The organism is Fervidicoccus sp. SLHALR4, from assembly GCF_058692745.1.
The window spans coordinates 710,625-734,070 of record NZ_CP182483.1 but is presented as its reverse complement, the minus strand read 5'-3'; the positions used below and the strand labels follow the sequence as shown (position 1 = coordinate 734,070).

The window sequence follows — 23,446 nt, the reverse complement described above, 5'->3', positions numbered from 1 at the left end:
GGAGATTTTTTCAGTGGATTTTTCCCTTGGTAGAACGCTCCAGCCTCGCGAACACTGCACCACGCATTACTTCATTGCTACGAAAGAGGGACAAAACTATCAGTTTCGCTCAACCCCCTCCCTAGACTTTTTGCATATTTCCGCTTTTCTATATTGAAAGGCTGAAAACAGCATGATGGGAGCCGGCTCCAACGATGAAGGGGGTGGTTCTAGTGAAGACTGAAGCGGGCAACTGCGCTAAGACAGGAATAACAAGCATAGACTACCTCACAGGATGTCTGCCAGAAGGGATTGCTGTTGAGATCTATGGAGATTTCGAGCTGCTCTATCCAGCCTCATACACTGTTGCAGCTACGCTCCACTGCAGAGGTGGAGCTGTTCTCGGTATAGTCCAGGAAGGCCCGCTGAACTACGACCTATTTGCTGTCAGGTCTCTTCTCAGGAACATGAGGTGCTCAGAAGAGGGTTTTCTGATCTCCAGAGCGTTCAGGCTAGAAGATGCTGTTGAGATGCTGAGAGATGCTGCCGACCTTCCTCACAAGTCTGTTATTGTTTTCGATCCATATGCTCATTCCCCTTCTTCACCGAAAGAATATGCGAAGCTCACTCCTCTAACCGCTGCCATCAGAACAGCATCCTCAAGAGGCAAGAGGGTTTTGTTGCTGAACAGAGTGACAAAGTTCGGAAGATTTCTCCCAGAGGGAGGGAAGATGCACCACCACTCCGTCGCCGTAATTGTCAGGATAGAGAAGAGCGGCAGGAGGAGCTACAGAGCAATCTTGGTAAAGCACCCAACTAGACCGCAGATTTCGATTTCAGGCCCTCTCAGGGAGCTGTACGGGGTGAGCGCCTCATGGGAAGAACAACCCCTTCTGCTAGAATGGCTCTAGATCCGGAGATAAAGAGGCTGATCAGGATCATGGAAAGCGTTCATGATCCAGAAGCTAAGAAGGCAATCGAGGAGATAATAGACGGCTACGCGGATCTCGCGCCGGTTTTCAGATCTGTCCCTCCATACGATAAGGCTTACGCCATTCTCCTAGCAGGACTGCTCAGAGCCCTGGAGAAGGTGAATGAAATTGAGCGGAAACTGGAACCTGAAAGCTGAATTTTCGAGGGGAAAAGTCAAGCTGCTTCAAATAGACGGCAAAGGTAGGCTCAGAGAAAAGGAAGTGGAAATTAGCTATCCATTCTACTTGGCTCCCGTTAATCGAGATGCGGAAAGTCTGGAGCAAATCCTCAGGCAGTTTCCCTTCATAGAAGATGCTTTCATAGAAGACTGGTATCTTCCGCCGTGGTATAGTGAAAAGGGAAAAATAGTTAGAGCGGAGGCAGAGTGCCTCCCATGCATCAGAGAAGTAATGAAGAGGTTAGAGGGATTCGCCGCGGAGAGAGTTAATGTGCAACCCTCGAGCAAATCTCTGGCTCTTGCAAGAGGCAATATACCGCTTTTCCAGTGGGATGGCAGAGATCCATGGGAGATAGAGCTGGATCTCCCTCCTGTTCGAGTGCTGTACGCAGCAGAGAGGAAGAGTAAGATTATTCTCTCCTCCACCATAATAGCTGAAGATGGAGAGAGACTGGAAGAGGAGACCCTGCTGGAGGATATGTCCATCGAGCAGCTCAGCGATGTCAGCGAGGACTACCACATAGCTGTGGTAGATGGGAGCAGGATCTCCTGCAAGCTCATAAAGGCTCCCATCTGCCTTGAGCTTGAGAAGAGAGGAAATCCTGTAGATGATGTTGTAGGTCTCATGGAGCTTGCTAGGCTTTCCTACACTAATCTAAAAGAAACAGTAGAAAGGAGCATAGGCCACATCCTCACCGAGATAGAGGCCTTGAAGGCTGTTGAGAGGAGGATGATAGTTCCGCCATTCAGGCCGAGGACCGAAGGATGGAGGACGATTGAGGAACTGCTCGAGGCTGACAGCGGAGGTTTGATTGGCCTCCCGAGGCCCGGAGTGTATAAAAATGCTGTCCAGCTTGATTTTTCCAGCCTCTATCCCTCCATAATTGCCAGGTTCAACATATCGCCTGAAACTATGGAGAGGCCTGGTTGCCTCCACGAGATATCTCCTCCCGGCTCCCTGCACAGAATATGCATTGACACGGCTGGGCTCGTCTCCAGCGTGCTGGAGAAGCTTGTGAGAAGGAGGGATGAGCTGAAAGCAAGAGGAAGCTGGAAGGATTCCAGAAGAGAGAGGGCGCTCAAGTGGATAATGGTGGCCAGCTTCGGCTACCTCGGCTACAGAAACTCCAGATTTGGAAGCACACTTGCTTACGAGAGCGTTGTATCCATTTCTAAGGAGATCATGAGGAGGGCCATTGCAGCATCGAAGGAGCAGGGCTACGAAGTGATCCATTTCATAGTGGACAGCCTCTTCGTCTGGAAGCATGGAGAGAGGATGGATGACGAAGAAGTCATGAGGCTGAAGAAGGCTATAGAAGGAGAGACTGGAATGAAAATAAAGGTGGAAGCTATCTACAGATCCCTTATATTCCCGAAAACAGCGACAGCGGGGTTGGGCGGAGCACCGAACAGGTACTATGGAATCACCAGAGAAGGCAGAATCATCGTAAAAGGGGTCAAGTGTCCTGGCATCGAGACGGTATCGATTCCCGAGGGAGGAGAGGACCCTATCATAGACTTGCTCCTTTCAAATAAGCACCCAAGGAGGCTGTGCTCAGAGCTTTTCCATTTCCTGCAGAAAAGGCAACCAGAACTCGCGTCGCTTTCTCCACGGCCTCCTTGAAAAGAATAATGCCGGCGGATTAAAGCAAGGAGTTTATCGTCTCGAAATTTTGCAGTGGCATCAATCGCTCTTCTCGATTCTTCCACCATTCAGCATACTGCGCATTCCTTGCAGAATAAAAGCTCAAATTGGTACCAATCCTTGAACGTTTTTCCTTCTGAGGTGATGCTTCAGTTTTCTTTTGCGATCCGCAGAGAAATTTTAAGCTGTTTAAAAATTTTGAGGTTGATTTTGTATGTATTGCTTGTTGTTGCGTATTTTTTCCTCTCAATCTTTCTCAATAGTTTTCAAAGCTTCAACTACTCGTCGAAGCGCTCTGCTGGCCTTTTCTCTGATTACAATTGATGCGAATGGATCGAGGGGCGTTGGCGACTCGTTTATTATGAAGAGCTCTGCTCCTCTTTCAACAGCCTTTCTTGGAATGAGAGCTGCAGGAAAGACCGAAAGACTGCTACCTACAACAATCATCACTCTGCACGAGCTGGCCAATCTGAATGCTTCGTCTAGAGCTTCCCTTGGGAGAGGTTCTCCAAAATAGACGACGGCTGGCTTCAAAAGAGAGCCGCATTTTGGACAAATTGGCACCCTTCCCTCTTCAACAATCTGAACAATTTTTTGATCAATCTTTCCTCGAAATCCGCAATTCACACACTCAAACTCATCGAATCTTCCATGCAGCTCGATAACATTTTTGCTTCCTGCTTTCCAATGTAACCTATCGATGTTCTGTGTTATGACAGCTTCTATGAGACCCATCGATTCAAGCTTTGAAACTGAGAAGTGAGCATCATTGGGCTCTGCTCTCAAAATTGGGAAGTAAATTCTCTCAATATAATGCTTCCAAGAAATGTGAGGTTGGCTTGTGAAATAATCCAGACTGAATATTTCTGGATCGATCTTCATCCAAAGACCGTGCTTCCCTCTGAAGTCTGGTAATCCGCTCTCAGTGCTGATACCCGCACCAGTGAAAAACACGGCTTTCCCTCTAGCTTCTACCAGCGATTTCGCTATCAATGTTTCTCTTGAAAGCGACATGGTCCTTTCTCCATTGCATTTATAAAAGTAAAGACCTGAATTAAAGTCAACTATACTGCTTTGACAAGAGAGATGGAGAATGTAGATATGAGCCAGGTGCCGCTTGGATCGACATCCGCTCATAAACCCATAGTGGCGAATGAACAGCTGTAGGCGAGGTGAAGTTCCCTCCGCAAGTGCAATGCACTAAAGTTCAAACCAAAATGATGCAGGCGGGGCAAACGGTTTAAAGAAATAAGCTACATATAGTCAATGAAAATGATGAAATATGGGAAAGTGTCGTCTGTACAGACCGCTTATAAGATGATGGCCGTGACCAGAAAAAATCGGAATGCCTATCGGTCGCCTAAGAAGTAACTTATACCGTTCAGAAAGATAAAAAGGTGATCTTCTAGAAAATGAAGTTTCGAAGGTAATGGAGCTTGAAAGCAGAGGTTACTGTTCCTGAAGTGTTGGTCTCGAAAATAAGAGCTGAGAGCTCAGAAGTTCTCATAGTTCTCAGCATAGAAGGTAGAGAAGACTACGCAGTCGCCAGAGATGTCAATGGAAAGATCGAGATCGATCTGAGATGCTACTGCTCTCAGAAAAGAGAAACTATTGAAAATACTTTGGCTTCGGCAGGCATGAAGAAAGCCCTTTTGAGTTTTCAGCAACTTGATAAAACGAGCGAGGGTTGTCTGTCGTGCTCAATAGCAGCTGCACTGGCAGGTTTTTATTCGAGCGGGAAGTTTCTGGATCTCATGAGGGGCCTGGAAGTTGATCAGGAGTTCAGAGCAGCAGCCGCTTCCTCCCTATTGGGAGGAATCAGTATTTACTCTATTCGAGGAAGAACTCCAGCCCTCTTGAGATACTTCTATCCGAGCGAAGCGATAAAGCTGATTTTCCTTGAAAACGTGAACCCCGGGGGAGAATTCAGTGCTCCCAAGTCGGCGCTCTATGATTTCGTAGAAGGGCTGTCCTTAATTTATTCAGGTGAAAACGAGGAAGGCCTCAGGGCCCTCGTCAGTTCGTCGAACTCCATCCTCAAGAGAGAAGGGTGGCTTAAAGGAAGCGAAGATATTCCGCTCTTTCCATCGATGGGAGGCCTCTTCATGCTCATCCCTTCTTCGGCTTCATGTAGCTCCTATGTGATGGAGGTGAGCTCGAAGGCCTCCGATTTTATTAAAAGCAGAAGTGGTGTCAAAGTGACAAGACTATCGAGAGGTGCGACGGTTTTAATCAATGATTAAGCGTCCCGAAAAGCTCGCGTTTCGTCTTAGACAGAAGATTTTTCCTTAGCCGAATTGGCTTCCTTCCACTCTAAAGGGGGAAGCTTCCCTTCAGGAGTTCACAGGTTCCCCCTGCATCTGGATCGGTATTCTTTCCATAGGCTTGGGGGGGTGACCCCCATCCTGATTGCAAAGGTTAGGAATCCTTCATAGCCCGACATGCTCGCTCGATCCTATGTTTTGATATGTTCGTAGAAATTCATAAGCTTCCTATCTCCGCCTTAAAAGACGAGGCTTCAGCTGTAAGATGGGAGTATAGATCATCTTTAATTATGAAGAAAACTCTAACATTAATAATGTGAATGTTCTATGAACGGAGAGACCGCTCTCATTGTTGCAGGGGGAAAGGGAACGAGATTTCATCCCTATACAGAGCTGATACCGAAGCCCATGATACCTATTGGGAACGAGGAGAGGCCTATACTTGAATATATAGTGAGGTGGCTCGCGAAGCACGGGATCGATGATGTAGTTATGCTGGTAAATCATAGGTGGAAGTACATTAAAAACTACTTCGATACGGGCAGCAGGTTCGGTGTGAAGATCAGGTATTCTATTGATGAGCCAGGAGGATACACCAATACTGGCGGTTCGATATATAAGGCTTTCCAAGAGGGTCTAGTGAAGACCAGGGCCTTAGTCTGGTACGGGGACATATTAGCAAACTTAGATGTAAAAAAGCTTCTTGAATTCCATGAAGAGAAAGGATCTGAAATCACTCTGGTAGTCTCCAGAAAATACTCTGTCCCCGTGGGCATAGCTGAGCTGGAGAGCAACGGTCTTGTTAAAAAAATGGAGGAAAAGCCGAGCCTGAACATAAATGCTACAATAGGCATAGCAGTCGTTGAGAGGAGCGCGTTCGATGAAAAAATAATGTCGGGTTTAGATCTGAGCTTCGATTTCATGGGCGACTTCATCCCCCGAGCTATGAGCCACGGGAAGAAAGTGTACGGATACATTCATGATGGAGAATGGTACGATGTTGGGAGCTTAGAAAGATACAAGAAGATCGACCCAGATGATTTGGAAAAGATTTTCCTATAATCTGCCTCGCCGAGGAAAGCATTTTTTAATTGGCTACTCCCAGTTATAAGCATCCGAAGGTGGTAGATTTGCAGAGCAAGTACTTTCCGGATCCTCTTGTCAGAGAGATACTGGATAGATACAAACAGGTATGGAGCTTAGGATATGCTATCGCCCTTCTGGAGTGGGATATGGAGACCAACATGCCTCCCGAGGCCATTGAAGAGAGAGGCGCTGCAAACTCGCAGCTCGCAGTGCTTCAGCACAGGCTTCTCCTCTCTCCGGAGCTGAAACAGCTGGTCGAAAGAGCTTCAGGAAGGGATGGGCTGACAGATCAGGAGAGGGGAGTGCTCAGAGTGCTTTCCCGAGAGATAGAGAGGGCGGAGAAAATCCCAGAGAAGCTTATAGCTGAGCTGAGAGAAGTTACCACTAAGGCTCATGAGGCTTGGCTCATTTCGAGAGAGAAGAAAGAAGCTGAACCGTTCCTGAGCTATCTCGATCGCATCGTTGCACTGGAAAGGGAGATGGCCGAGAAGTTGGGATACAGAGAGCACCCGTACGACGCCCTCATGGACTACTTTGAAGAGGGGTTCACAACTAGAAAGGCTAAGGAGATGTTCGATTCAATAATTCCAGCTCTCAAGAGGTCTCTGGAGTACGCCTCCAAGAGCGAAGCTTTCCCCAAATGCCACTACCTGGAAAGCTACAGATATGAGCAGGAAAAGGCCAAGAGGATAAACGAGAAGATCCTGGATCTGCTGGGCTTTCCGAGGAAGAGGGGGAGGCTGGATGTTTCCGCACATCCTTTCACCATAAACATCGGCCACAGAGATGTCAGAATAACAACGAGGTATGAGGGCTTCGATGTGAGGAGAACCATCCTTTCAACGATCCACGAGTTCGGCCACGCCCTCTACGAATTGCAAATTGATGATGAGCTTTCCATGACGCCCATAGGGACAGGGGTCAGCATGGGAGTGCATGAGAGCCAGTCTAGATTCTGGGAAAACATCATTGGGAGGAGCAGGCCATTTGCATCTATTCTTGGAGGAATGCTCAGAGAGGAGTTCCCCGAGCTGAAAGGATACGATGACGATGATATATACAGATACGTGAACCTGGTCAGACCGAGCTTCATAAGAGTTGATGCAGATGAGCTGACATACAACTTCCACATAGCGCTCCGCTTCGAGATAGAGAGGCAGCTCATCGCGGGTGAAATAAAGGTCTCCGATGTGCCGGAGCTCTGGAACGATATGATGGAAAAGCTCCTCGGCATTAGGCCAAGGAATTACAGCGAAGGGTTCCTCCAGGATATACACTGGAGTCAGGGCAGCATAGGATACTTCCCCTCCTACAGCCTAGGAACAGTTCTAGCGGCTCAGATCAAGGCCAAGCTGGAAGCAGAGGTATCGCCGATAAGCAAGATCATAGAAAGAGGAGATTTTGGAGCTGTCAGAAACTGGCTGAAAGAAAGGATACACAGATATGGGGCTACCTATTCCCCACCGGAGCTCCTGATGAAGTCTCTCGGCGAGTATGTAAATCCAGAATACTATGTAAGGTACATTGAAGAAAAGTACCTCAGATAACGCTCTTTATGAACCTTCCATTTTCGTACACCAAATCTCCATCAGCATAAATTTTTCCGTTCCTCATGTCCTTTATCATGTCCCAGTGTATCGATGAAGCATTCCTCCCTCCGGTCTGAAGGTATGCTGAGCCGAGGGCCATGTGGATTGTGCCGCCAATCTTCTCATCGAACAGTATCTCTCTGGTGAATCTAGTTATGTCGTAATTCATTCCGAAGGCGAACTCACCGAGCCTTCTTGCTCCCTCATCCGTCGATATCATTTTCCTGAGGAATTCTTCGCCCTTTTCAGCGCTTGCTTCAACCACCTCTCCCCTTCTGAATACAAGCCTGACTCCCTGCACCTCAACGCCCCTCCATATGGCTGGATAAGTGAAGGTTATTTTCCCCTCGACCGAGTCCTCTATGGGGGCGCTGAAAACTTCCCCTCCAGGCATGTTGTTTCTGCCATCATCGTTGATCCAAAGCCTGTTATCGAACCTCAGATATAGATCTGTATCGTCTCCCACCTGAACTTTCAGCTCCTTGACCTTATTCAGGAAGCCGGCCACCTTCTCCTGAACTGCGGCCTGCTTTTTCCACTCCTCAACAGGGTCATCGGAATACAGCTTGACAGCCTTGAATACGAAATCCCTCCACTCAAGGGGAGAGAAACCAGCTTCCTGCGCCATGGAGTTTGTAGGGTAAGCAGTAACCGTCCACCTCAGGGTGCCTGCCGCATCTCTCTTCAGCATGATCTCGCTCAGCTGCCTTGTAGCGGAAGCCACCTTGCTTATCCTCTCCGGATCCACTCCAGTGAGAGGTTTGGTGTGGGTCGGCGCGATTATTCTTATCATGCCACTGATGTTCTCCATGATGAACTTGTCTATAGGTGAGAGGTACTCGAGGAGCTCGGCAGGAGCTTTCCTGTAGAAGTATTCTGTGAGCTCTTCGTTGGCTATTGAAATCCTTGGATAGCCCCCAGCGTCTACTATCTTCTTGTAGAGCTCAACTATGAGAGGCATTCCAGCTATTGTGGAAGATATCATGACTTCAGAGAGGGGCTTAACCCCAATGCAGTAGCTCGCGAGCAGCGAAGCGAACTTTTCTTCGGGTGTCTTGAAGGACAAAACTGTCACCTCGGGATTATTTATATTGCTTATTTAATAGTTTTATCTTTGGGATGATGTTGCTCGAAAGGATGGAGCTGAGCGATGACAGCCCCGCGCAGGTCTGACCATGTAGTGATGCTTGAAGCAGTTAAGCTTCTAGTCAAATCGTCTCTTCTTTCTTTGAAGGCATGGAATTGTAATTCTGCTTCATACCCCAAAGCAGAAAAGCTCGAGTGGAAAACAATTCCCGTCCAGAGCTGCGGCTCTGATTGAGTTCCTGCTGGATTTCGCATATGATATGCGAGACCTCGGCTTTTTTCCTCATTATGGTGTGAATCGACAAGCAGATTGCAGTTTTCTTAGCTGGACGGAAAAGAGGGCTCTTCAAATTGCTCTTGTTGAGAAGGGTGTCCCATTTAAGAAAGCATAAGCTTTTTGACCAACAGCACTTCAGTAAGAGAGGATATCAGGCCGGCTCTTCATGTACATGAACCCGCACGATTTTCGGTATTTTCTCCCTTATTCTCTTTTCAACTTCGTCAGCTATAGAATGCGCCTCTTTCAATGTGGACTTTCCGTCTACGCTTATCACTATGCTTACCAAAAATTCTCCTCCCGACTCTCTCACAACGACGTCGCCCACCTTCTTCACCCCATCAACCGAAAGCGCTATCTTCCTGACCTCAGATGCCACATCTTCTATATTTCTGTCCATGAGAACCTGAGAGACCCTACCCATCAGCTCTGTTCCTTCAAAGATTATGAAAACCGATATCAAGATTGTGAGAATCCCGTCTATTCTGGCTACACCGGTCAACCAATTCGCAACGACTCCTGCTACAGCCCCAAGAGTAATGAGAGCGTCCATCTTATGATGGAGAGCGTCTGCTTCGCACAGAGATGAACCGCTGGATTTCCCGAGCTCCTTCGCTAGATAGTAGTTGTAGTATTTGATCGCAACAGTTATGAGCGTTATGGTGATGGCCTCAAGCATGAACGGCTCTCTGAGAGGTTTCGGGAAGATTAGGGAGCGTGAGCCTTCCAGGATGAAGATGGCCCCGAGAGCGATGAGCATTATCCCTATGAAGAGAGATCCGAGATCAGCTACCCTTCCATGACCGAGAGGGTGCTCTCTGTCAGGAGGCTTCGACGCGATCTTGGAGGAAATGAAGACGCCGAGGGAAGTTATGCTGTCGCTCAACCCGTGGAAAGCATCGGTTATCAATGCAGTGCTTCCGATTGCTATACCGGCAAACAGTCTCATAGCAAAAACGATTAGGTTTATTACTATTGAATAGATCGCCTCCTTCTTCTCGGCCTTCCGTGGATCCCCAATTTTGAAATTGAACATGCACCGCACCAAATTTGAAATATATTTCAAAATTAAAATATTTTTCCTATACGAGAGATCCGTTTAATACTAATTACAAGATCCTATATCTTTTTCTGGTCAGGAGGGAGTAAGCTGCCATCAATGTTATTGCGACCACCATCGCATCCAGAATCTGAAGGTTCAGAGTGGGAATCGCAGTTCCTTCTATAGTTTCAGAGGGAAGCGCCGTGAAGATGAAGTAATAGCCTGAAGAGCTGCTCACCGAGACGTAGAAGTTCTCCCAAATGAGGTTCCCGGAGAGGGAATCATACATGGCGTTTTTTGATCCGTAGCTGAAGGATATCAGAACTTCTGGGCCCTCGACGAATTTGCCGTTGATCAATTGGAAGGCTCCCTTTCCTTGATAGTACAGAGTCCACCCCGACATGTTTAGAACTCCATTTCTGGTGAGTTCGCTTATCTGCTGGGCCGAAAGCTTGAAGTGCGATGGATCGGGAGCTTCAAGTATGGAGAGAAGATCGCTTTTGGGCATTCCGTCAAAGGCTCCGTAAAGCGTCAAGTTGGATGGCGGGACGTAGATCAATGTCATGTTTGCTAGGAGATCCATTGAAGAAGAATATATTAGGAGTTCGTACTCGAGCACTTTTTCCTGTGCATTTGAAGTCTGAGCAGAGGCTGCAAACAGCACAAGAAAAACAGTGATGAGTATAGCACCGGCATTGTTCATGCTCTATCGCACGAGAACGTTTAGAATGCTGCCATTTTAAAAATTTTCTCATGGGAAGAGGACTTGAAGGACTGCCAGCATGTAGAGAGGGATGAAGACGAGCGATATCGTGTTCAGCAGCTTGATCAGGATGTGGAGCGAGGGCCCAACGGTGTCTTTGAGCGGATCCCCTACTGTGTCCCCAACAACTGTCGCTGCGTGAACTGGCGATCCCTTTCCTCCCAGATTTCCTGCTTCAACGTATTTCTTGGCGTTATCCCAAGCAGCTCCTCCCCACATCATCATTATTCCCAAAACAATTGAGCTGGCAGTCGCTCCTACAACCAGCGCTCCTACGGCTTGCCCACCGAAAAGTGTTCCCAGCACGAGCGGTGTTATTATTATTGAGAGAGAGGGGGCGATCATGTTCCTGATGGCTTGCTGCGTACTTATATCGACGGCCCTGTAGTAGTCGGGCTTTTCTCTTCCCTCCAATATTCCAGGCTTCTCCCTGAACTGCCTCCTGACCTCCTCCACCATCATATAAGCTGCTCTGGTTACTGCCTTGAGACCCATTGAAGTGAAGTAGTAGGGAAGCATGGCTCCTATGAGAATTGAGATGAGAACGACAGGCTTAGTTACTACGAGCCCGCCGAAGAAGTTCCTGAGAGCATCAGCGAAGCCCGATATGCTTATCGAGAAGGCCGAAGCCGAGACTGTGAGGACTGAGGGATCTCTTGCTACGAAGTCCTGAACGAATGCCTGGAAGAGGAGCAGTGATGCAAGAGCTGCACTGCCCATTGCGAATCCCTTCGTCAGCGCTTTGGTGACGTTTCCAAGTGCATCGAGGGGATCGAGCCTCTCTCTCACTTCCTTACTGAGGCCGCTCATCTCAGCTATCCCCCCAGCGTTGTCAGCAATGGGACCGGAGCCGTCGAGGGTCATTATAATCCCCGTGAGAGTGATCATCCCCATCGTGGCAATAGCGCTCCCATAGATCCCGTATATGAATTTCGAGAGGTTTATTCCTCCTATAGATGCCTGAGTAGCTGCTGGGAGCGGAGAAGAATACAGAGCATAAAATGATGCCAAGATTGCGATTGATATCGTTATCACAGGTATCAGCGTTGCCCTCATTCCAACGGACAAACCAGAGAGGAAGGTCAACGCTGGCCCACTCTGGCTGCTCTCAGCAATCTCAATGACGGATTTTGAGCGGAGGCCTGTGTAGTAGTTCGTTACAAGAACCATGATTATGCTTGCCGCTATTCCAACGATAGAGGCAACATATAGGTTGATCCAGATCTCCGGGAAAGTATAGTAGTACAGCAGCGGCAGAAGCACCAGCGCGACGGCTGAAGAAACCATTACTCCATTTCGCATCGGCTCGATAGGCTCCCTGTATTTCTTCTGCAGAATTATGGTGAGTATTCCTGGCAGAGAGGAAACGATCCCAATCAGCGATACCAAGAGAGGGAGAAACATCAGCCTCGATGAGTGCTCGGCCTGGACACCAGCGTTTGCCAGCATGAAATATGCTACCCATCCGATCATCATTGCCCCTATGGTTTCCGCGGTGACACTCTCAAATATATCCGCCCCCCTTCCAGCGCAGTCTCCCACATTATCGCCAACTTGATCTGCTATCACGGCAGGGTTTCTGGGATCGTCTTCTGGTATGGATGCTTCCACTTTCCCCACAAGATCTGCTCCTATGTCAGCTGCTTTCGTGTAGATGCCTCCGCCGAGCTGTGCAAACAGAGCAGAGAGGCTGGCGCCGAAAGCGAAACCAGCCAGGCTGTCTAAAACGAATCTGTAGTTAAGCGGATTGTCAATGCTTGCTCCGAAGATGGCTGAATAAGCAAGGTAGAGGGCCGATATGGAGAATAAAGAAAGAGACGGCACTGAGAGTCCCAAGACAGCCCCCCCGATCACCGAGGTCCTGAGGGCTCTCTGCGCGCTCTTTATGGCAGAGGCAGCAGTCCTGACGTTTGCTTTCGTGGAGGCATCCATGCTGAAGAAAGCAGCAACGATTGAAGAGAGGGATCCAAGAAACACTGAAATGCCTACGAGCATTGATTCCTTCAGAACTTCGCTGGCGAGCTGAGGATAGGTGTTTAGAAGCTTCATCCTGTAGCCAAAGTACACCGCAGCCACAACAACCGCAGCCATCAAAATGGAAAAGGAGAGAATTGTCCTCGTCTGCCTCCTCATATAGGCGGATGAACCCTCCCTGATGGCCCTCCATATTTCGATCATGCGCTCTGTTCCCATCTCTTCCCTCAAAAGCATATAGTACATCAGCAACGCCGAAGCAAATCCAAGCGCTCCTCCAAGCAGACCCAGGACCGCTGTGGAAACCAACTGTTTCACCTCAAAGTTAAAGCTTGAAATTATAAACAGCTATTCTCAAGCTCGGAAGGAATGGCTTTTATCTTTTTCTTTGAATGATAAAACATTATAAATGTCTTTTAATACTCCAGAAATGTGCTTTTAATGCTCTCCGCCTTCTGAAGCGCGAACATTACAATTTTTTTAATGTAAGGATGAAAACGTTTATTAGTTGTGCTATCTGATAGAAAAATTCGGTGATCTCCTTGAAGAGCTCTCTTATAGCTTTAATAGCAGTTATCACTGCTGCAGCTGTTTTAGCAGGCCTCTATGCTTTTACGCATTATGGGGCAATGCAGAATCAAAAAAGCAACTTCATTGTAGTAACAGATGGCTTGGGGAGGAATGTGACAGTCCCCATCAACGTTTCGCGAATAGTTGTGCTTGATTCCGGCTCCGCTGAAATCATATATTCTCTCGAAGCAGGGAACCTCATCGTAGGAAGGTTGGATACCATGAGCTTTCCACCAAGCATACTGAATGCGACGCCACTAACATACACGAATGGTGTTGACCTGGAGAAGCTGATCTCGCTCAAACCAGACCTGATAATAACGTATATAAGAACACAGCAGGAGCTCCAGAGCTATGTAGACCACAACCTCACTGTTATAGGAGTACCGTGGACGAATAGCATTGAAGATATCTACAAGACCATTTCAATCATAGGTAAGGCCTTGAACAGAGAGGAGAGGGCCCAGTATGTCATCAACTACCTCAACAGCATGGTGAATCAGATATCCTCGATGGTTTCCAACTCTACTGAGAGGCCGAAGGTTCTCTTCATAAGGACGATAGGGACGTCGGGCATTCAGATAGTTACGCAGGGAATAGAGAATCAACTGATAGATTTGGCCGGCGGCATCAGCTTGAGTGAGGGGCTCTCCAGCAATGCCAGCACGATTTTCATAAACTATGAAGATGTTGTCAAAATGAACCCCGATATCATTGTGCTGAGCTACAGAGTGTCTCAGAACCCCAGCGACCTGCTCACAGACCAGAGGCTCCAGAGCGTAACTGCCATCAAGAACGGCAGCGTTTTCAAGGTTTCAAAAGAGTATACGCCGACAAGCCCTAGGTTCGTGCTGCTTCTCTCCTATCTAGCAAAGATCATCCATCCAAGCGAAGCCTCCGCTCTCAACCTCACAGATATCAGGCTGCAGCTCTACAGAAATATATACGGATTGAGCGATAGTGAAATCGCGCAGATCAAGTGAATTTGAAGGATGAGCAATGAAGGCCGGAGAGAAGCTCGCCATAGCAGCAACAGTGACCTTTTTTTCGTTCGTGATTTCTCTAGGGATGGGCAGCTACGGGTTCGATCCCTTCCGTTCATTGAGGGCGGTCATGGAATATACGGTTGGAAGCGCTCCTGCTTCCGATCCCCTTGCATCTGTTGTAATGCAGATCAGGCTGCCGAGAATACTCGCTGCCCTAATCATCGGAGCTTCCCTCTCAGTCTCCGGAGCTGGATTTCAAGCCCTCTTCAGAAACCCCCTGGTAAGCCCAGATATTCTGGGGGTTTTGGCTGGAGCCGGCTTTGGAGCATCTATAGCAATACTCCTCGACTTCCCTCTCCCAGCTGTCCAGGCCTTAGCCTTTGCGCTCGGCCTAGCTGCTCTAGCTTCCTCTTACCTAATCGCATGGAGAGGAGGGGGAGCGAGAATAATAGATTTGGTGCTTTCCGGAATAATCGTTGGCAGTCTGTTCAAGAGCCTGATGAGCCTGGTCAAGTTTCTCGCCGACCCGGAATCTAAGCTTCCGCAGATAACCTACTGGCTCATGGGAGGCCTCGCCTCAGTTTCCTGGAGGGATGTTGAGATCCTCACAGCGATCTCCATACCTTCCATAATACTCCTCTACTTGCTCAGATGGAGGCTCGATGCGTTTACGGTGGGAGAAGAGGAGGCGAAGGCCCTCGGCTTAAGAACAGAGCTCTACAAAGCCGTCATAATAGTTCTGTCCACACTGCCTGCGGCAGCAAGCACCGTGGTTGCGGGGCTCATCGGATGGGTTGGATTGGTTATTCCCCACATTTCCAGGATGCTCTTCGGCGAATCAAACAGGTTCGTTGTCCCGGGCTCCGCTCTCGTTGGGGCTGCTTTTCTACTTTGGGTCGACACAATATCGAGAGCTGTTCTTCCGAGCGAGCTCCCTCTGGAGGTGCTGACCTCTTTTGTCGGCGTTCCCTTCTTCGCATTTCTGCTGAGGAGGAGGATATACCGTGGATGGAGCTGAGATCAGAGTAGAGGGCGTAAGCTTCAATTACAAGGATACGGGCTTCTCGCTCAAGAACATAAGCATCTCCGTCAGGAGAGGGAAGATCGTGTCCCTCCTCGGCCCAAACGGGTCGGGGAAAACCACGCTCACCAAAATAGTCCTTGGGGTGCTTAAGCCGGTGCCTCCCAACGTGTTCGTTGGGGACAGGAACTTGTTCGAGATGAGCGACAGGGAGAGGGCCAGAACAATAGCATGGGTTCCCCAGGAAGTAATGAGGAGCGTTCCCCTGAGGGTTATTGATTACGTTCTGCTTGGAAGAACCCCCCACGTTTCGCCAATTTCCACTCCAAGCGATATGGACGAAAGAATTGCCTTCGAAGCGCTGAAGAAATTCGGTTTGGAAAGCTATGCTGACAGGTACTTTTCGCAGCTGAGCGGGGGGGAGAGGAGGATGATAAGCATTGCGAGGGCCTATGCACAGGGAGCGCCTTTCATTGTGTTGGACGAGCCCACAGCCTATCTCGATTTCAGAAACAAGATAGCAGTTCTCAAAATTATGAAAGAGTTGGCAGAGAGCGGAAAGGGGATCCTTTTCACTACGCATGATCCAAACGAGGCCATCGCGGTTGCAGATGAGGCCGTCGTTATGGCAAGAGGAGAAGTAATCATCAGAGGCCCCCCTTCCCTAGCGCTGAACGAAGAAGTCATCGAGAAGGTTTATGGAGTTCACGTTAAAATGATCAGGACGGACGGCAGAGAGTTCGTAGCTCCTGCTATCTAAACGAAAAAAATTCTGCGGAATTTAAAGAAAGTTTTAAATATAAGAAAATGGACATAAGAACCAGGCGATAGCTTTGAGTTCGGCCTCAAAGATCTCCATAATTCTGATTGCGGTGGCCCTCGTCTTTTCAGGAGTGGCAGCTGCTCTTGCTTACCAATCATACACGTATTCCCAGAGCCTCAAAACATCCATCGATGAGCTATCAAAGCAGATCACCAACGCTTCATCTCAGATTCTCTCGATTGGAACCTCTCTCTCCTCGCTCCAGCAGATGGGGGTTTCTCTACAGAGCCTTAACTCGACTCTTTCCCAGAGAATCGATTACCTTTCTAAGCAGATAGAAGAGCTAAGCTATCCCATCCAGGTCTACGATGCGCTGAATAGGACGGTCTTCATAACGCAGAAGCCTGCCAGGATAGTTTCTTTGGCACCCAGCATTACTGAGATATTGTTCGCCATAAACGCGAGCTCCTCAGTAGTCGGGGTAGACGACTATTCAAACTATCCGCCAGCCGTGCTTGATCTGGTCAAGAACGGGAGTATACAGAGAGTCGGGGGGTTCAGCACTATAAGTATAGAAAAAATCGTATCCCTGAGGCCAGATCTCGTCATAGGAACGACAGGTGTTCAGTATAAGTTTGTGTATGCGCTGTCTCAGATGGGGATCACCTCAATCTCCTTGAGAACCGAAAGCATCGATGACATCTTTTCGGCCATACTCTTGCTCGGAAAGATAACAGGACACTATCAGGAGGCTTTAAACTTGGACAACGAAATGAAGCAGGAGATTCTGCGAACTTATTCCCTAGTATCAGAGAAGACCCGGGAGAGGCCTACCGTAGCCTACATTGTGTGGATCAATCCGATCTATGTCGCTGGCGGGGGAAGCTTCTGGAGCGATGTGCTGAACCTGGCAGGGGGAGTCAACGCTTTTCAGAACATTTCCCAAGCTTGGCCGCTCATATCCTGGGAGGATCTAGTTAAGGAAAACCCAAGCGTAATAATCCTCTCGGAGTATGCTGGGGGCTTCTCCAATGCTACTCAATTTATACAGTGGGCCATGAGCCAGCCTGGCGGGGGCAGCATCGAAGCTGTAAAGAATGGAAACGTTTACATGCTGCATGGGGAGCTGAACGACGTCGCTTCGAGGCCAGGACCGAGAGTTACAGAGCTTCAGCTTGCTCTCTCCCTCATACTCCATCCCGACCTCTACGGAGCCACAAGCGTTCCCAAAGACCTCAAGCTGTCTGATGTCATGAATCTAACTTCGAAGTCTTAATGCAAAGCTCAAAGCTGTTGATGCTTCCGCTGAACGGGGAGAAGGGCGGGTTGGGCAATTCCCTGAAGAGCTACTTAGAGAGGAAGAGGAGCCGCTTCATTTCTATACTTTTTTCTTCTCTCTTGATGATATTTCCAGCCTCACTGCTCAGCATATGGATCGGATCCTCAGGCCTGCTCCCACTTAATTCCTGGTCTATGAGCCAACCAGTTTTCGAGCTGCGGCTATACAGAACCCTAACTGCAATATTCGCTGCAGTTTCCCTCTCTCTGAACGGCCTCATCCTTCAAACTGTGCTCGTTAATCCAATAGTGGATTCAAACATCTTGGGAATATCCTCGGGAGCAATGCTGGGCACACTTCTAGGCTACTACTTGTCCATCAGGACTGGAATTTACCTTGCACCCCTCACATCCTTCGCAACCTCAATTCTAGTCACAACGGTAGTTTACTTCTTGAGCAGAATGGGAGGATTCAGGGTTCTGGTCATTGCTCTATCCGGAATAATGATCTCGACTATGCTGACATCTTTCTCGTACCTCATCCTCATCGTGAATCCCACCATTTCGCAGGGCGGGGTTGCCGTAGTCCTGGGATCCCTGCAGTTTTCGGATGTGAGCACAGTTGCATACAGCCTGCTCAGCTCCGCAGTAGTGCTTTTCTATCTGCTGGCAAGAGTTGGAAGCCTCAGGAAGATGATGCTCGGGGAAGAACTGGCGAAGTCAGGAGGCATAGATACCGAGTCCCTGAGAAAGGAGAGCATAATAACATCAAGCATAAGCATAACCCTTGTAACTCTGGCTGTCGGACCGATCGGCTTCATAGGTCTCATTGTCCCTCACATCTCCAGGATCTTGGTGGGGGGCGATCCTGGAGCTTCAGCTGCAATATCTTCAGCTCTAGCTCCAACGATCCTCCTTTCAGCCGATGTCGCATCTAGGGTAGCTTTCATGCCATCTGAAATACCCGTAGGAATTGTTATGAGCATGCTGGGAGCTCCATTCTTTCTCTTTCTGCTGATAAGAAGCGCGAGGGGATGAAAATGATCGTAAGGTTAAAAGGAAGCATAGGCTACAATCGTCCCCTTTTTTCAGGACTGAGCTTCACCCTTTCGCCTGGAAAGATCTACTGCGTTATTGGACCAAACGGTTCTGGAAAGAGCACGCTGCTCAAGACGATCTCCGGTGCTCTCAAGCCGCTGGAGGGGAAAGTTGAGGTGGAGCCCCCCGCCAGGTCGATATATGTTCCCCCAGATCCTCCGAGCCTCCCGGGGATGAGGGGTGGAGACGTCGCGCTATCTGTGCTAGCTTCCAGCGAAAAGAGGATCCTCTATGGGAGGTGGCGCTCTGAAGAAGTGCTGGCTGATGTGGGAAGGATCCTGAATGAGCTGGGATCATCCATAGACCTCGAAAGGGAGTTCGACCATCTCAGCACGGGAGAGAAGATGAAGGTCATGCTTGCATCTTCAATTGCTTCCGATGCCAAAGTCCTGCTTCTCGATGAACCGACGGGACATCTCGACGTTAGATCGCGCCTTTCACTCTACAGAATTCTGAGGAGGGAGAAGAACGAAAAGCTCTTCGTCGTGAGCATGCATGAAATAGCTGAGTCCTCCTACGTTTGCGAAAAAGTGATAGCACTGAATGCGAGAAGGCTTCTGGGACCACTGGATATTGCAGAAGCCCTGAAAGAAGATCTGCTGAGGGATCTCTACGGAGTAGAGTTCAGAGTTCTGCTTGTGGACGGAAGAAAAATCCCCATCCCATCTGCTCCATCTTGACGCTGCTGTCATCGTTTCGAGATCCGTAGTTTTCATTGCAACAGAAAGAGGAGCCTTTCGCATGAATCTGTTCTCCGTTGAGCAGAGGAGTTGATTTCCCGGCTATAAGGTTTTAATCTTTAAAAACCTTAACACTTATAAACTTTTCTTCATAAATACTAAAATGTATCAAAGGTGGGACTATTGAACCAAACAGTAAATTTGATTGAAAGGTTCCTTTCTAAATATAGAGGAGGAAGTATAGACGCATATAAGTGTGCCCTAATCAGTCTAAGCAGATACACAGGTATGAATGAACTGGAGCTTATTGAGCAGGGTAGGCAAGATAAGAGCAGGCTTGAAGCATTATTAGACGAGTACAGAGCTACGCTAAAACGGGAAGGAGCAAGCGACTACACGGTGAATACGTACCTGGCTGGTATAAGAGCGTTCTTTAAATTTAATGGAATTGATATCAGAGTTAGACTTGAACGAGGGACTCCTAAGACGCTCGACTATATACCTAAGCCCGAGGAAGTTGATTTACTGTTGCAAAGAGCACCGTTGAAGCTCAAAGTTGCAATATGCCTTATGGCATATTCTGGAATGAGACCTGTAGATGTGGCAAACCTAAGATTTGCGAGCATAAAAGATGAAATCCGTCTTGAGAACAATATCTACAAGGCTCTCAAAATACCTCTAAAAATAGTTGTTAAACAGCAGAAGACGAGCCAGTGGTATATTACTTTCTTGGGTAAGAAAGGGGTTGACATATTGTTAGCATATTTGAACGAAGTGTATGAGGCAAGGAAAAAACCTTGGCAGGAAGATGAAAAACTCCTGCCGTATAACGATGGAGAGTCCATCTATAAAGCTATTACAAGGTATATTGAGAAGCTCAAGCTAAAGCATCCGGAGGCATTCAAGAGGTTTAGGCCATATTCACTGAGAAAATACTTCAGGAGACAGCTAGCAGGGGGCAAACATTAGCGATGCCGAGGCAGAATACCTGATGGGTCATGTAGGAGGCTTGAATTCTCTACAGGCAATCTACACTGGACTAAGGGATCTGGACACTGAAGCTATTGAACAGTTGAGGCAGAAGTATGCCCAGGCAATACCACGCCTAGAAGGGTCAGGCTCCGTAGTGAATAAGCTGGAGCTGATCAAGGCTTTCGCCAAGTCTCTTGGAATAGAGAACATTGATGTAAAGATAGCTAGGCTTAGACGCGAGAACAGGGATGCTGATGAGCTAGAACTTATAGGGAAGCTTATCAAGGAAGAGCTGTTCAAAAACGTTGGTTCTAGGAGCAATGGTGGGAGGAGATACCGTGCTACTGTAGTGAGTGAAGATGAGCTTGTGAACTATATTACTGAAGGATGGGAGCTTGTCCGCGAGCTAAGCAGTGGAAGATACCTGTTGAGGATTGAGGAGACTTGAACAAGCTAGAAGAGTACTTTGAAATCCTTAAGCAGGCTCTAGGTCTACCAAGAGAACTTAAGCTAGTTGTTAAGCCACACCGAGGAAAGTACCTAGGTGAGGTCATCGGGAACTTGGTCTACATATACACAGAAGATGAAGATGAGGCAAGAGCAACACTTTTGCATGAACTTGTAGATGCACTGATAACTTCTCTCATAAACTATGCTAAGAGAGAACAAGAACCAGAAGAAGTCTACAAGGTTAAGGAAGCTGTGGTTGAAACTCTCTGCAGGTTGGTTGATGACAAGCAGGTATTAACAGCGGCCTCGACCAATCACGTTATTTCAATCTTGAGAAAGATTGGAAGAGAAGATTTGATTTGTTAAATTTAAAGCAATGTAATACATAAGTTTATTACTTCTTAAAACAAAAATGTTAAATAGTGATGTAAAAATGAGTGAGCCTACTCAAAATAAAACGGTAAACCTGAATAGAAAGAAGGAAACTAATGGAAGAGTTGTGATAGAGAGGATAAGCGAGGACGGCGAGGTGAGAGTAAAAGAGATAGATCTGGGATGGAGAAAAGTAACTAGAATGGGCAATAGGGGGTTCATAACATTTCCTTCGGCAATCGCTAGAGAAATAGTAGGTAAATGGGTGCAGATAAAAGTGCTATATGTCGAGCCACTGAGCACCAGCAAAGCTGCGAGATAAGGTATATTAATGTAATACACAGCGGTGACAATCGAAGAAGGCGACCCGTATGTCTAATATATCTAACATGTCGCCTTCAAATGCCTCGCCCAGAGAGGCTAGCATAAACCAAAATAAAATCGCTAGCAATAGTAGTGAATGGGATTCTATTGAAACATTGATTAGAGTATTAGATAAGATTACAGATGCTAATAGACCTTTGAAGGAAGCCGCGGCGCTATATGCTATTAGCTCTCTAGTGGGTCATAGAGCTATTATCCCATTCAAAGCATCGCCGAATTTCTTTGCGGACGATACTGTTTATGGTATAAAACTTAACGTGTGGTTTTTGATTATTGGCCCTACAGGTGAATCAAGGAAGAGTACAGTGGCAAATAAAGTGAAGGAGTATTTGAGAGCTGTATTGGGTGGTAAATATAGCGTCCCAGATATTTCTACGCCTGAAGGACTTATTGATACGCTTAAAGATAATAATGGCTTCCTTCCATGGACAATGGATGAATTTGGGATAATTTTGGAAATGATACAAAATAAGCAGTACATGGCCGAATTAACAGGCCTTTGGCAAAAGCTTTATGACGGAACTACAATTATATATAGGACTAGAATAAGGGGTACTATAAATATCCCAAACCCCTACGTAACAGCATTTCTATGTACTAATTTCTATGCTGTGAAGGAAAAACTTATAAGAGAAGAAATGATTCATCACGGGTTTTTGAGTAGACTGTTGCTAATATGGGATGAAGGCATTGAAAATTTCATTCCCATAAGCGAGAATATTTTAACACCTAATAATATTCCTGATATCTCGGTAAGCCCAGATCCCGATATGGAAAAACTGCTTATTTGGGGGAAGAAGATACTTGAGCTTGATGTAAATAGTATTATGCTAATACCTACTCAGGATACTTTGGAAAGAATGAAAAATATTGAAATAAAGTTGCACGAAATAATGAAGAACTCTGATGAGGTTATGAGAGGTGTTAGAGAAAGATATGCCCCTCATCTATGGAAGTTGGCTGGTTTGTATAGGATTTCTAGGATGACTGTAGAAGAGCTTGAAGAGCGAAAGAAGAGTGGTAAATCTATAGCTCCTATTGAAGAAGAAGATCTTAATCGTGCTGGCACATTTCTGCTCAAAGTAGATAAATCATTCAATAGGCTTTTGGAGGAGATGAAGAAAGCGGAGATAGCGAAGGCAAAGCTTGAAAGCATAGAGGACCTTGTTAATATTGTGAAAGAGATTGTATTGAAATATAGTAAACAGGAAAATGGTGTATATGTTATTGATAGAACAGAGCTATATAGGCAGTGGTATAATAAGACAAAGCTTGGGCACGATAAGTTAGAGAAGGTCCTTGATGACCTAGAGAAGCAAGAGATATGCGAGTGTAAGGCGGAGCAAACAAATAGGCCTGGAAGACCTAAACAGCTATGCTCCTTTAAATTTCAATAGCATATTTATTTTTTAACTTTGTCTTAAAAGTAAAATTTCTTTTTTACTTAATAAAAAACAAGCTTAGCTCCTTAAGCATTAAGAGAGCAATTGACTCTTGGTCACAAAATTATTTATTACTTACTACATAATAGTAGTAAAAATTATATCGTGTATGGACATGTATGGAAGGGTTAAATTGAAAGCGTTTTTACAGTTAAAGAGTAGTAAGTAATAAATAATTTTCTCCCTTCAGCAGGCTGGTACGGATTGAACTGTTAGCACAAGCTATAAGAATGCTACAGTTTCATTGCTTCAAAGCTAGTTAAGACCAATGTTAAAGAAAGTTTTTAGTCTTCCTGGAGAAATATATGAATAGTGGAGGTTGGTAGGCTGAGGGGCCATTCGGAGGGGTTGTAGAACTTGGCGAAGAGCGAGAAGCTTGACAGAAGAGAATGCCTGAATGCTATCAACTATATGCATCCACCTCTCATCTCATAAAACCTCAAAATATCTTCTCAAAGAACCTCCAAAGCCGGCTCTTTGGACAAGCATAAGCAAATATAAGCAGAATACAATGAGATCAATCTCTGTTTAACTAAGCAACAAAAGAGGTTTTGCTTGAAAAAGTTGTGTTATTT

At 46.9% G+C, this 23,446-nt stretch carries 22 protein-coding genes; 17 read left to right on the top strand and 5 right to left on the bottom strand.

The window, feature by feature from the left end; genetic code table 11:
* The first annotated feature begins 212 nt into the window (after window positions 1–212).
* From ACLGLO_RS03900 to ACLGLO_RS03890, 3 genes are read left to right on the top strand one after another with little or no spacing between them, the layout of a single operon-like run.
* On the top strand, window positions 213–890 hold the full coding sequence (locus ACLGLO_RS03900) for a hypothetical protein (protein WP_492129081.1): 678 nt from the start codon (window positions 213–215) through the stop codon (window positions 888–890).
* A complete protein-coding gene (locus ACLGLO_RS03895; RefSeq protein WP_492129080.1) occupies window positions 854–1,108 on the top strand; it encodes a hypothetical protein in 255 nt (84 codons plus the stop codon). The genes ACLGLO_RS03900 and ACLGLO_RS03895 overlap by 37 nt, the downstream gene beginning before the upstream one ends.
* Window positions 1,080–2,753, top strand: a complete 1,674-nt coding sequence (locus ACLGLO_RS03890) for a DNA polymerase domain-containing protein (protein ID WP_492129079.1) — start codon at window positions 1,080–1,082, stop codon at window positions 2,751–2,753. Before ACLGLO_RS03895 ends, ACLGLO_RS03890 begins: the two co-directional genes overlap by 29 nt.
* A 267-nt stretch (window positions 2,754–3,020) precedes the next feature.
* Here ACLGLO_RS03890 and ACLGLO_RS03885 read toward each other — a convergent pair whose 3' ends face one another.
* Entirely contained in the window at window positions 3,021–3,788 is a 768-nt protein-coding gene (locus ACLGLO_RS03885) for an NAD-dependent protein deacylase (protein ID WP_492129078.1), read from the bottom strand.
* Window positions 3,789–4,210: 422 nt separating this feature from the next.
* Between ACLGLO_RS03885 and ACLGLO_RS03880 the strand changes: the two genes are divergently transcribed.
* The 3 genes from ACLGLO_RS03880 (at window position 4,211) to ACLGLO_RS03870 (ending at window position 7,671) form a co-directional block, all read left to right on the top strand.
* Complete coding sequence (locus ACLGLO_RS03880; RefSeq protein WP_492129077.1) at window positions 4,211–5,017, top strand: hypothetical protein; 807 nt, start codon at window positions 4,211–4,213, stop codon at window positions 5,015–5,017.
* Between the two features lie 348 nt (window positions 5,018–5,365).
* Complete coding sequence (locus ACLGLO_RS03875) at window positions 5,366–6,100, top strand: nucleotidyltransferase family protein (RefSeq protein WP_492129076.1); 735 nt, start codon at window positions 5,366–5,368, stop codon at window positions 6,098–6,100.
* A gap of 68 nt (window positions 6,101–6,168) precedes the next feature.
* The gene (locus ACLGLO_RS03870; protein WP_492129075.1) at window positions 6,169–7,671 is read left to right on the top strand and encodes a carboxypeptidase M32; all 1,503 of its coding nucleotides are present in this window, start codon (window positions 6,169–6,171) and stop codon (window positions 7,669–7,671) included.
* On the opposite strand, the gene ACLGLO_RS03865 is transcribed toward ACLGLO_RS03870, so the two are convergent.
* The 4 genes from ACLGLO_RS03865 to ACLGLO_RS03850 form a co-directional block, all read right to left on the bottom strand.
* Complete coding sequence (locus ACLGLO_RS03865; protein WP_492129074.1) at window positions 7,664–8,779, bottom strand: aminopeptidase; 1,116 nt, start codon at window positions 8,777–8,779, stop codon at window positions 7,664–7,666. The genes ACLGLO_RS03870 and ACLGLO_RS03865 overlap by 8 nt on opposite strands.
* 448 nt (window positions 8,780–9,227) lie before the next feature.
* Window positions 9,228–10,112, bottom strand: coding sequence for a cation diffusion facilitator family transporter (locus tag ACLGLO_RS03860; protein WP_492129073.1), 885 nt, complete (start codon window positions 10,110–10,112; stop codon window positions 9,228–9,230).
* Between the two features lie 73 nt (window positions 10,113–10,185).
* Window positions 10,186–10,821 carry a hypothetical protein gene (locus ACLGLO_RS03855; protein WP_492129072.1) on the bottom strand — a complete coding sequence of 212 codons (636 nt, stop codon included), beginning with the start codon at window positions 10,819–10,821 and terminating at the stop codon, window positions 10,186–10,188.
* Between the two features lie 48 nt (window positions 10,822–10,869).
* Window positions 10,870–13,173: a sodium-translocating pyrophosphatase gene (locus tag ACLGLO_RS03850; protein WP_492129071.1), complete on the bottom strand. Its 2,304-nt coding sequence runs from the start codon at window positions 13,171–13,173 to the stop codon at window positions 10,870–10,872.
* 224 nt (window positions 13,174–13,397) lie between these two features.
* Between ACLGLO_RS03850 and ACLGLO_RS03845 the strand changes: the two genes are divergently transcribed.
* From ACLGLO_RS03845 to ACLGLO_RS03795, 11 genes are all read left to right on the top strand, one after another.
* Entirely contained in the window at window positions 13,398–14,408 is a 1,011-nt protein-coding gene (locus ACLGLO_RS03845) for an ABC transporter substrate-binding protein (RefSeq protein WP_492129070.1), read from the top strand.
* A gap of 16 nt (window positions 14,409–14,424) precedes the next feature.
* Complete coding sequence (locus ACLGLO_RS03840; RefSeq protein ID WP_492129069.1) at window positions 14,425–15,429, top strand: FecCD family ABC transporter permease; 1,005 nt, start codon at window positions 14,425–14,427, stop codon at window positions 15,427–15,429.
* Window positions 15,416–16,192 carry an ABC transporter ATP-binding protein gene (locus ACLGLO_RS03835; RefSeq protein ID WP_492129068.1) on the top strand — a complete coding sequence of 259 codons (777 nt, stop codon included), beginning with the start codon at window positions 15,416–15,418 and terminating at the stop codon, window positions 16,190–16,192. The genes ACLGLO_RS03840 and ACLGLO_RS03835 overlap by 14 nt, the downstream gene beginning before the upstream one ends.
* A 73-nt stretch (window positions 16,193–16,265) precedes the next feature.
* The gene (locus ACLGLO_RS03830) at window positions 16,266–17,471 is read left to right on the top strand and encodes an ABC transporter substrate-binding protein (protein WP_492129067.1); all 1,206 of its coding nucleotides are present in this window, start codon (window positions 16,266–16,268) and stop codon (window positions 17,469–17,471) included.
* Window positions 17,472–17,491: 20 nt separating this feature from the next.
* Window positions 17,492–18,511: a FecCD family ABC transporter permease gene (locus ACLGLO_RS03825; RefSeq protein WP_492129066.1), complete on the top strand. Its 1,020-nt coding sequence runs from the start codon at window positions 17,492–17,494 to the stop codon at window positions 18,509–18,511.
* Window positions 18,512–18,513: 2 nt separating this feature from the next.
* Complete coding sequence (locus tag ACLGLO_RS03820) at window positions 18,514–19,251, top strand: ABC transporter ATP-binding protein (protein ID WP_492129065.1); 738 nt, start codon at window positions 18,514–18,516, stop codon at window positions 19,249–19,251.
* 183 nt (window positions 19,252–19,434) lie between these two features.
* Window positions 19,435–20,220 (top strand): tyrosine-type recombinase/integrase, encoded by a 786-nt coding sequence (locus ACLGLO_RS03815; protein ID WP_492129064.1) that lies wholly within the window; start codon window positions 19,435–19,437, stop codon window positions 20,218–20,220.
* A gap of 22 nt (window positions 20,221–20,242) precedes the next feature.
* Complete coding sequence (locus tag ACLGLO_RS03810) at window positions 20,243–20,671, top strand: hypothetical protein (protein ID WP_492129063.1); 429 nt, start codon at window positions 20,243–20,245, stop codon at window positions 20,669–20,671.
* The gene (locus tag ACLGLO_RS03805; RefSeq protein ID WP_492129062.1) at window positions 20,668–21,039 is read left to right on the top strand and encodes a P-loop NTPase family protein; all 372 of its coding nucleotides are present in this window, start codon (window positions 20,668–20,670) and stop codon (window positions 21,037–21,039) included. Before ACLGLO_RS03810 ends, ACLGLO_RS03805 begins: the two co-directional genes overlap by 4 nt.
* Window positions 21,040–21,106: 67 nt before the next feature.
* Entirely contained in the window at window positions 21,107–21,367 is a 261-nt protein-coding gene (locus ACLGLO_RS03800; RefSeq protein ID WP_492129061.1) for a hypothetical protein, read from the top strand.
* A gap of 199 nt (window positions 21,368–21,566) precedes the next feature.
* Window positions 21,567–22,826: a DUF3987 domain-containing protein gene (locus ACLGLO_RS03795; protein WP_492129060.1), complete on the top strand. Its 1,260-nt coding sequence runs from the start codon at window positions 21,567–21,569 to the stop codon at window positions 22,824–22,826.
* Window positions 22,827–23,446 lie beyond the last annotated feature (620 nt).